This is a genomic window from Methylobacterium goesingense (assembly GCF_022179225.1).
GTDB lineage: Bacteria > Pseudomonadota > Alphaproteobacteria > Rhizobiales > Beijerinckiaceae > Methylobacterium > Methylobacterium goesingense.
Genome location: NZ_BPQL01000219.1, coordinates 1 through 9,027, shown reverse-complemented (window position 1 = coordinate 9,027; position 9,027 = coordinate 1). Strand labels below are relative to the sequence as shown.

Below are 9,027 nucleotides of genomic sequence, written 5' to 3'. Positions count from 1 at the left end.
GGTGCTGACGTCGGACACGGGCTTGGTCATCGCGGCCGAGCCCATGTCGGCGCCCAGCAGCAGGTCCTGCTCGGCATGGGCCGGGGCGGTCAGGAAGACGGAGGTGAACAGGAGGGGGATAAGGCGGCGCATGATGGTGTCTCCCGAATGATATCGCCCGACCATGGGAGGCTCGTGCCCCCTCCGGATGTCGCCCGAGCAAGATTTTTGTTCTCTTGGGACGGTGGTACGGAGGTAGGCCGCAATCGTCTGTGACCCAGGTCACCGATGCCTGAGGATCCTGGAAGACGACGAATCGCAGGGGTCACGGTGGCGCCCAACGACCGCTGGGCCCGGGAGGACGACCATGCAGAGCACCCATCAGGTCGAGCGCTGGATCGAGCGCTTCCCGCTGATCCGGAACTTCAATGCGGGACATCTCCAGATCGCGCGCGGCACGGTGCATTTCCCCGTGCTTGAGGCCGGCGCGATTGCCTACGAACTCCAAGACACCTGCGCGAACTACCTGATGTGCATCGACGGCCGCACCCGGGTGTTCCGGATGTCCGAGGGCGGACGGGAGATGCTGATCTACAAGGTCGGCGCAGGCGGCACCTGCGTCCTCACCACCCAGTGCCTGCTGTCGGGCGGGGGCTTTCCGGCGCAGAGCGTCGCCGAGGCCCGGACCGAGTTGGCCGCCCTGCCGTCCGACACCTTCCGCCAGTTGATGCGGGAGAGCGACGCGTTCCGGAGCTTCGTCCTCGACGACTACACCAAGCTTCTGTCAGGGATGTTCGACCTGGTCGAGGAGATCGCGTTCGCCCCCTTGGAGCAGCGCCTCGCCCGGCGACTGCTGGTCGAGGCCGATGTCGCGGGGATCGTCTGGAAGACCCATCAGCAACTCGCATCGGACGTCGGGAGCGTGCGCGAAGTCGTCAGCCGCCTCCTGGGCCAGTGGGCGGACGAGGGCCTCGTCGAGGTCCGGCGCGGCCAGGTGCAGGTCATCGACCGGGAGAGCCTGGCGGCCGGAAGATTGAATACATCCTGACCGGCCAAGCGATTTCGGACGCCGCCCGATAGGGATACCGCCCTGCGCGTCGAACCCCGGAAGTTCGAGTTCACGATCGACGAACCGGGCAAGGCTCCCATCTGCTCGGTGATCTTCGCGCTCCATGCGTCCAGTGGCTACGAGCACCTGTGTACGGTCATCGTCCAGGATCACGGGCACGACGATGTGACCGCCATCTGCGAGCGTGCGCGGGCTGAACGTCCTCGGATCGCGGTGCTGATTTTCGCCGCGCAGCAGGGCCCACCGGAAGAGACCGCGTCAGCAGTCGTAGACAAGCGCGGCAGAGCACGTCGTCCCCCTTTGGGAAGCGTGACGAACTCCGCTGCGGAATCGGCCATGGCCTACCCTTTCTGATCCGGAACCGTCACGCCAGCCCCCCGCCGGGTTAGGAAACCGGGGACGGTCTGCGAGCGTGGAGGCGTCCGGTCGGGAACCGACCGGAACTTCGGCGTCAGCGGCGGCAGCGACCACCCGGACCGCGGTACAGACCGGGCGGGCAACCGCGCGGCGCGCCGGTGATGGCCCGCCTGATGGCACCCCGGGGCCCACGGTTCAGGCGACAGCCCCCGAACGGGCCGCGATGGGCGCCGAACCCGCACCCGCCGCGGACCTGGACGATAGGGGCGTCGACGCCGATCCCGCCGGCCGGCATGGGCAGGGCCTGGGCCCCGCCCGCCATGAGCAGGGTCGCGAAGCCGCCGACGATGAGACCTGTGAGCTTCATCCTGATTCCTTCGTTGTGGCGGGCGCGGCACATCGGCCGGGCCCTGGGAAAAGACCGATTTCCGAACCCCGAGTCCGGGCATTCGGTTCACTTGGCGCGGCAGGGCCGCTCCGCGCGGACGACGCGACCATCGTGGTTGGCGTCGAGGCGCGCGAAGCGCTTGGTGGACGTTGCGTCGATCTCCTCGGCGGTGAGGAAGCCGTCGCCGTCAGCGTCGATGGCCCGGAACCGCCCTGCCGGGTCGGAGGGTCCCTTGCCGGGATGGGCATCCCACCAGGCCGCCCATTCCGCCCGGCTGACGCGCCCGTCATGGTCGGCATCGGCTCGCAGGATCCGGTTGCGGTTCCGCGCGAGGAACGTCGCGAGGTCGACGCCGGCGCCCCCCGCACCCTTTGTCGGATCGGAGCCCTGGGGCGTCTGGGCGGAGGCGGATGTCCCCGCCAGGACCACGGCCATTGCAAAGCAGGCGATACCCTTCGTCATGACTTCACTTCTCGCGTTATCGGAGCGGCTCGGCGGTATGCCGGGCCGCACGTCCCCAAGCCGCGACGAGATCACCAATGGCGATGCCAGCCGCGGTGCCATCCCCCGTGCCAGCCGACGCGTCCGTAGCCCCCGCCCCAGCGGTGCCAGCGCGGTCCGCCCCAGCCGAACCGGCGCGGACCATAGAACGCGGGTCGATAGCCGTAGGGCCGGTAGAACACTCTTGGTCCGAGGTTGGGCCGGCAGTAGCCGTAGAACCCGCGGTGGAACCCGAGCCCGCAGCCGTCCCGTGCTTCGGCCGTGCCGGCGGTGGCCAGCGGCGCCGCCAGACCGGCCGCCAGCAGGGCCGCGGGCAGGAGCCGCCTCAACAGGGTCGGCGCGCGTACCGCTTCCTTCGTCATCGTCTCGTCTCCCGATGCGTGGTTGCAACTGGCGCCATACTGCCGCCGGCCTGTCGCAGGGATTTGCCGGGAAACCCCGTTTTCGTCGCGAACCGTCCCGGGTTCGAGGGGCCCGATACATTTCGCGACAGACTCCCTCGGGAGACGGACGCCGCCGCGCGTTAAGGTCCGGGACGAAAGGCATGGGACATGGACGACGCACATATCCTTGTGGTGGACGACCATCGCGACATCCGCGATCCGCTCGCGGCGTATCTGAAGCGCCACGCGTTCCGGGTTACCGTCGCGGCCGACGCTGCGGCCGCTCGCGTCGTCCTGGCGGGAAGCGTCGTCGACCTCGTGCTCCTCGACGTGATGATGCCGGGAGAGGACGGGCTCTCGCTCTGCCGCCATGTTCGGGAGGCGTACGACACGCCCGTGATCCTCCTCACCGCCCTGGCGGAGGGGACGGACCGCATCGTCGGCCTTGAGATCGGGGCCGATGACTACGTCACGAAACCCTTCGAGCCGCGCGAGCTCCTCGCCCGCATCAAGAACCTCATCCGGCGCACGCGCGCGCTTCCCCGCACCCGTGACGGGGCCGACGGGCGCAGGTTGGCGTTCGACCGCTGGACGCTCGACACCGACCGGCGCGAGCTCGTCGACGACGCCGGCACCCCGGTGGCGCTGAGCACGGCTGAGTTCCGGCTGCTGTCCGCGCTGGCCCGGTACCCCAGGGTGGTGCTGTCCCGCGACCAGCTCCTCGACCTGACCAGCGGCCGGACCACCGACGCGTTCGACCGCAGCATCGACAATCAGGTCAGCCGCCTCCGGCGTAAGTTGGAGCGCGATCCGGCCAACCCGGGGCTCCTCAAGACCGTCTGGGGCGGCGGCTACGTCCTGGCGGCAGAAGTGAGGACTGTCCGTTGAGGCTGGTGCCGCATTCGCTCGGCGGCCGGCTGGGGCTCCTGCTTGTGCTCGCGGTCGTGGGCGCCCAGGCGATGGCCTTCGCGATGTTCGCGCACGAATCCTCGCGGGTCGGTCGCGCGGCGGCCCGGACGCAGGTGGTCGACCGCATCGCCACGCTGGTGCGCCTGCTCGACACCGTCCCGCCCGAGACCGTCCCGGGCGTGGTCGCGGCCTACGGCTCCCCGCGCCACCGCTTCACCATCGACGCCGGCAGCCTCGTACCCGAGGGCGCGATGGGGGTCGACGAGGCGCGGCTCGCGCGGCGGATCGACCGTCGCATGAAGGACGATGCGAGCCAGGCGCGGATCATCCTGATGGCGCGTGACGTCGCGGAGGATGCGCCCCCCGGCCGTCTCTCGGACAGAACCCAGGCCCTACGGGTCTCCGTCAGGCTCGACGATGGGCGCTGGCTCAACGCCGAGGCCCCGCTCGCGTCCCGGACGCCACCGTGGATGCGCATCGCGCTCATCCAGGTCCTGGCGAGCGTGGTCGCGGTACTCGCGGTCGTCGTCGTCGCGAGGCGCGGGATCGTCCGGCCCGTGGCAGACCTCGCCAGGGCCGCGGAGATGGCTGGTCGGGGCGCCGCGTTCGAGCCGCTCCGGGAGCGCGGCCCGCGCGAGTTGCGGACCATGACGGCGGCGTTCAACCTGATGCAGGAGCGCTTGAGGGCCTTCGTCGCCGACCGCACGCGGATGCTGGCCGCCATCAGCCATGATCTGCGTACCCCCATCGCCTCGCTCTGGCTCCGGGCCGAGATGGTCGAGGACGACGAATTGCGAAACGCGATGGTGCGTACGATCTCGGACATGAGGCGGATGGTCGACGCGACCCTCGCGTTCACCCGGGACGATGCGTCCGCCCAGGACAGCGGCCCGTTGGACCTCGCCGAGATGGTCCGGGCACTCGTGAATGATCATCTGGTTCTGGGACGGGATGTCTCCGTCGCCTCGCCGGCCGACCTTCCGTTTCACGGTCGGCGGGTGGCGCTGCGACGGGCCCTCGACAACCTCGTCGAGAACGCCGTCCGGTACGGCGATAGGGCACGGATCACGCTGGAACGGGCCAACGAACAGATCCGCATCCTCGTCGACGATGACGGGCCGGGCATTCCGCCCGACAGGATCGAGGAGATGTTCGCGCCCTTCGCGCGGCTGGATGGTTCGCGCAACGCGGACACGGGCGGGACCGGTCTCGGCCTCGCCATCGCGCGATCGGCGGCCCGCGCTCATGGTGGTGACGTGGCGCTCGCGAACCGGCCCGGAGGTGGTCTGCGGGCCGAGGTGACCCTACCGGCCTGACGGCACAGTACCTTTGAGGCTGTCCGGGAAAGGGAAAAACGCACCATCGGGGCGAGCCGGCTTGGCCAGCTCGCCTTCGCCTGTGGTCCCGAGCCGGACGACCGACATCAAACTCAAATTTGGTATCCAGTTTCAAGAACGTTCAGATTTGAGCGACGCAAAGGAGATTCGAAATCTGGAGGCGCTAGACCGATGGACGAGAGCTTTTCCGCAACTGGCTCGGATGTCGCCGAAGACGTGGTCGATATCGTGACGCATGTCCGTAAGCATCTTGGGATCGTGTTGCAGTCCGACTTCGCACTGCCGGCGGGATTGGAACTTCCGCAATGGCTCGCATACCTCGTCGAACGATTCGATAATGGGGACGAGACACCAGAAACTCGTCCGGACCACGTGTTCAGGGATGCCTCGATTGCCGCGTTGTGGCCCTTGAGGGGCTTCGCGTTCTCCCTCGTCGGCGAGACCTCCCGAGCCGACGACCTCGTTCAGGAGGCGCTGGCGAAGGCGTGGGCCAACCGCCGTTGCTTCACGCCCGGCACAAACATGAACGCTTGGCTGTTCACGATCCTTCGCAACCAGTTCTACACCGACAGGCGCAAGGCGAGGCGCGAGGTCGAGGATGCCGACGGCACGCATGCCGCGACGCTCAAGGCGCTGCCTCAGCAGGAAGGGTTCGTGAACCTGAAGGGACTCCGGGATCGGCTCGCCCGTATCCCCGAGGCCCAGCGGACCGCCCTCATGATGGTGAGCGCTGGAGGCTACACCCAGAGGAGGCCGCCGAGGTGCTCGAGTGCAAGGTCGGCACGGCGAGGAGCCGCGTCAGTCGCGCCCGCGCCGACATGTCCGATGTCCTTGGACTGGACGATGTAACCGCCACCGACGCCCTCGCCTGATCCGATATCGGGGCGATCGCTCGCGGATGGAGCGATGCCACGGCGCGGACGGCGAATTGGCGATGGAACGCGGCATCCGTGCGTGCGTCCCGAATGTCCGGGGCGTGGGCGGTCGCCATGACACCGCTGCCCTCCGGACTCAGGCTGAACGACCAGCGGGAACCTGTCGGCCAGCATCTCGCAAAGCGCGTCGCGATCACGAACACCCTGCCATCGTTCGAGCTCCATGATGCTCGCACGATAGATTAAGGGCCGCTCGACTCTAAGTGGCTTAGTTGGAGCAGGCTCAACAAGCGGCAGGCGCCCTGTCATGGGCGCCTGCACGGCATTGTTTGCCTTTCAGCGCTGGTCGCCGCAATGGCGTCAGTTCGCCCGAGCGACCTCGACGAGGTTGTCGGAGAACGACGGTGCGTGGCCCATGTCGGTGAAGGCGTGCGACGAGATGCTGTTCACCGTGCCCTCGTTGAGCTGGCGCCAGTAGCCCAAGGTCGCGACCACGATGCCGGCCTTCACGTCGTCGGTGATGCGAGCCACGCCCTTGAAAGCGCCGCGGTCGTTGGCGACCTGAACCTTGTCACCGTCCCGGATGCCGCGGGCGTCGGCGTCGTGCTGGTTGATCATCACGAATTGCTCGCCCTGGCCCTTCTGCTTGTCCTCCATGTTCGCGTAGCAGGAGTTCAGGAAGTAGTGGCTCTTCGGTGAGACGATGTTGAGCGGGAAGCGCTTGGCGAGTTCCGGGTCGTTGGTGTGGGACTCGCGTGGGCCGAGGTAGTCGGGCAGCGGGTCGAGCGCCTCGCCGGGCTGGAAGCCCTCGTACATCTGCCGGAACGGTGGCGCGACGAAGTTCGTGGCGCCCTCGACCATGAACATGCACTTGCCGGTCGGGGTCGGGAAGTTGCCCTCGCGGTGGGGCGCGCGGTCGTCCGGCGTGCCGACCTTTAGCCGGGCGAAGCCGTGTTCGCGCATGTAGGCGAGGTCGATGCCCTCGCAGGCCGGCGACGACCAATCGACGTAGTGCTCCAGGCACTCGCTGTCGGTCCACTTGAAGTTCTCTTCCTCGAAGCCGAGCCGGGCCGCGAGCCGGCGGAAGATCTCGTTGTTCGGGATCGCCTCGCCGGGCGCGTCGGCGCATTTGGTGTTGTAGGTCAGGTAGAGGTGCCCCCAGGACAGGATCATGTCCTCCATCTCCGCCCCCATCGTCGCCGGGAGTAGGATGTCGGCGTAGGAGGCGGTATCGGAGATGAAGTGCTCGGCCGAGACCATGAACAGGTCCTCGCGCATCAGCCCTTCGACGATCTTGTCGGTCTCGGGCGCTTGCGTGACCGGGTTCGAGTTCCAGCACATCATCGACATGATCGGCGGGTCGAGCTTCATCTCGCCGGTGAGCGCGCGCCCGATCTGAAGGTTCGAGACGACGCGGGTACCCTCCGGGATCAGGTCGGGCCGGCACATCACGTCGAACTTGTAGGGGTGCTCCCAGACGCCGAACTGCGTGACGCCGCCGCCGACATGGCGCCAGGCGCCCGTCAGCGCCGGGATGGACGACACCGCCCGAATGGTCTGGCCGCCACCATAATGGCGCTCCAGCGCCACGCCCATGCGAATGCCGACTGGCTGCTCGGTCGCCATCTCGCGGGCAAGCTTGCGGATGTCCTCGGCAGGGACACCGGTGATCTCGGCGGCCCATTCGGGGGTGCGGGTGCTGGCCCGCTCCTTCAGTTCCTCGAAGCCAACCGTGTAGTTGTCGACGTAGTCCTGGTCGACGAGGCCCTGTTCGATGATCGAGTTGATCAGTGCCATGGCGAGGGCACCGTCGGTGCCGGGCTTCGGCGCGATGTGCCAGTCGGCCGCCTTGGCGGTGCGCGAGGCGTAGGTGTCGATGACGACGACCTTGGCACCCTTTTTCTGAGCATCCTTGACGATGGCCCAGTGGTGCAGGTTCGTGCTGACGCTGTTGCAGGCCCAGATGACGATGTACTTCGAGTGGATGTAACTGTCCGGGTCGAGGCCCGCGGTCGGACCGACCGTGAGGAGCCAGGCCGTGCAGGATCCTTCCCCGCAGAAGGTGCGCTCGGTGACGGTGGCGCCCATGCGATTGAAGAAAGCATCGCCGCCGTTCAGCCCATGCACCAGACCCTGGTTTCCAAGGTAGCTGTAGGGCGCGATGGCCTGCGGACCGTACTGGTCGATGATCGCCTTCCAGCGCGTGACGATGGTGTCCAGCGCCTCGTCCCAGGTGATGCGCTCGAACTGCTTCGAGCCCTTCGGCCCGACCCGCTTCATCGGGTAGAGCAGCCGGTCAGGATGGTAGTGGCGCTTCTCGTAATCCTTCAGCTTCACGCAGAGGCCGCCCCGGGTCATCGGGTGATCCGGGTTGCCGCGCACGCTGAGCAGCTCCCCGTCCTTGACCTCGAACAGCATCGAACAGGTGTCCGGGCAATCGTGCGGGCAGCCGCCGAAGAAGGTCTCGGTGATGCTTTCGGCCTGGGCGACAAGCAGGGAGTCGGGCTTGACGATCTCGTTCATGTTTCCTCCACGGCCGAGCGTCTCGCTTTATTGTTCTGGCGAGCCGGCCCGCTGGGCAGGAAGGATGCACTTAAGTGCGAACAATTCCAAGTTTCGGTCTCGCATAGGCGCAAAGCGGGCGTGGGTGCTTGGAGCCAACCTCTTGGCAGCGCCGTCACTGACGACGGCGAACGCTCCGTGGATGGCACCACTCAATGGGGGGGCGAACCGATGTCCGCTTTGTGGTGGCCGGGCATCGTCCCGAGGGGGCGAGGTTGGGTCGGGACCCGACCGTCCACGCTACGACCGGGTTGGACAGCAAGTAGACTTACTACTTTTGACAGCGCAAAACCGTCGGCCGGACATCCCTTCCAGCTGAACGATGGTCTGTGCTCGAAGACCCTTGATCGGCACGACGGCGCGTCGAATGAGACCTTGGTCGCGGCGGCTCGATCCGACGTGTGCGACAGACTTCGACGAGGCCTATACCCCTTTACCGCATCAGACTGTCACGAAGTTGCATTCTGACCGAGTTCGGCTCCCCCAAGGTGCGATCGATCGTGATGGAGGAGCTTGCCTCAGCGATGCCGGGTGAGGTGCGGGTTCGGCAAACGGCCATCGGCTTCAACTTCATCGACATCTACCAACGCAAGGGCATCTATCCGCTTCCCCTGCCGACGGGCCTGGGCTTCGAGGCGGCCGGGGTCGTCGAAGCGGTCGGTTCGGG

At 67.2% G+C, this 9,027-nt stretch carries 9 protein-coding genes; 5 read left to right on the top strand and 4 right to left on the bottom strand.

Going from position 1 to position 9,027, the window contains the following annotated elements; translation table 11 throughout:
* The first annotated feature begins 346 nt into the window (after nucleotides 1–346).
* On the top strand, nucleotides 347–1,027 hold the full coding sequence (locus MFF30_RS25150; RefSeq protein WP_238282957.1) for a Crp/Fnr family transcriptional regulator: 681 nt from the start codon (nucleotides 347–349) through the stop codon (nucleotides 1,025–1,027).
* 472 nt (nucleotides 1,028–1,499) lie between these two features.
* Here MFF30_RS25150 and MFF30_RS25145 read toward each other — a convergent pair whose 3' ends face one another.
* The 3 genes from MFF30_RS25145 to MFF30_RS25135 form a co-directional block, all read right to left on the bottom strand.
* On the bottom strand, nucleotides 1,500–1,772 hold the full coding sequence (locus MFF30_RS25145; RefSeq protein ID WP_238282956.1) for a GCG_CRPN prefix-to-repeats domain-containing protein: 273 nt from the start codon (nucleotides 1,770–1,772) through the stop codon (nucleotides 1,500–1,502).
* Nucleotides 1,773–1,859: 87 nt separating this feature from the next.
* Nucleotides 1,860–2,255: an EF-hand domain-containing protein gene (locus tag MFF30_RS25140; protein WP_238282955.1), complete on the bottom strand. Its 396-nt coding sequence runs from the start codon at nucleotides 2,253–2,255 to the stop codon at nucleotides 1,860–1,862.
* Between the two features lie 71 nt (nucleotides 2,256–2,326).
* On the bottom strand, nucleotides 2,327–2,656 hold the full coding sequence (locus tag MFF30_RS25135; RefSeq protein WP_306424605.1) for a GCG_CRPN prefix-to-repeats domain-containing protein: 330 nt from the start codon (nucleotides 2,654–2,656) through the stop codon (nucleotides 2,327–2,329).
* Nucleotides 2,657–2,845: 189 nt separating this feature from the next.
* On the opposite strand from MFF30_RS25135, the gene MFF30_RS25130 reads away from it, so the two are divergent.
* The 3 genes from MFF30_RS25130 to MFF30_RS25120 all read left to right on the top strand — a co-directional run bounded on the left by MFF30_RS25130 (nucleotide 2,846) and on the right by MFF30_RS25120 (nucleotide 5,772).
* Complete coding sequence (locus MFF30_RS25130; RefSeq protein ID WP_238282953.1) at nucleotides 2,846–3,565, top strand: response regulator; 720 nt, start codon at nucleotides 2,846–2,848, stop codon at nucleotides 3,563–3,565.
* A 5-nt stretch (nucleotides 3,566–3,570) separates the two neighbouring features.
* On the top strand, nucleotides 3,571–4,902 hold the full coding sequence (locus MFF30_RS25125; RefSeq protein WP_238282959.1) for an ATP-binding protein: 1,332 nt from the start codon (nucleotides 3,571–3,573) through the stop codon (nucleotides 4,900–4,902).
* 192 nt (nucleotides 4,903–5,094) lie between these two features.
* The gene (locus MFF30_RS25120) at nucleotides 5,095–5,772 is read left to right on the top strand and encodes a sigma factor (protein WP_238282951.1); all 678 of its coding nucleotides are present in this window, start codon (nucleotides 5,095–5,097) and stop codon (nucleotides 5,770–5,772) included.
* A 386-nt stretch (nucleotides 5,773–6,158) separates the two neighbouring features.
* Here the strand turns inward: MFF30_RS25120 and MFF30_RS25115 are convergent, their stop codons facing one another.
* On the bottom strand, nucleotides 6,159–8,321 hold the full coding sequence (locus MFF30_RS25115) for a molybdopterin-containing oxidoreductase family protein (RefSeq protein WP_238282949.1): 2,163 nt from the start codon (nucleotides 8,319–8,321) through the stop codon (nucleotides 6,159–6,161).
* A gap of 542 nt (nucleotides 8,322–8,863) precedes the next feature.
* Here MFF30_RS25115 and MFF30_RS25110 point away from each other — a divergent pair.
* The coding region (locus MFF30_RS25110; protein ID WP_238282958.1) for an alcohol dehydrogenase catalytic domain-containing protein at nucleotides 8,864–9,027 on the top strand (164 nt) is incomplete at its 3' end.

Coding starts and splice junctions, on each gene's coding strand:
- MFF30_RS25140 (WP_238282955.1), bottom strand. CDS start 2,255: ATGACGAAGGGTATCGCCTGCTTTGCAATGGCCGTGGTCCTGGCGGGG.
- MFF30_RS25130 (WP_238282953.1), top strand. CDS start 2,846: ATGGACGACGCACATATCCTTGTGGTGGACGACCATCGCGACATCCGC.
- MFF30_RS25115 (WP_238282949.1), bottom strand. CDS start 8,321: ATGAACGAGATCGTCAAGCCCGACTCCCTGCTTGTCGCCCAGGCCGAA.
- MFF30_RS25145 (WP_238282956.1), bottom strand. CDS start 1,772: ATGAAGCTCACAGGTCTCATCGTCGGCGGCTTCGCGACCCTGCTCATG.
- MFF30_RS25120 (WP_238282951.1), top strand. CDS start 5,095: ATGGACGAGAGCTTTTCCGCAACTGGCTCGGATGTCGCCGAAGACGTG.
- MFF30_RS25135 (WP_306424605.1), bottom strand. CDS start 2,656: ATGACGAAGGAAGCGGTACGCGCGCCGACCCTGTTGAGGCGGCTCCTG.
- MFF30_RS25150 (WP_238282957.1), top strand. CDS start 347: ATGCAGAGCACCCATCAGGTCGAGCGCTGGATCGAGCGCTTCCCGCTG.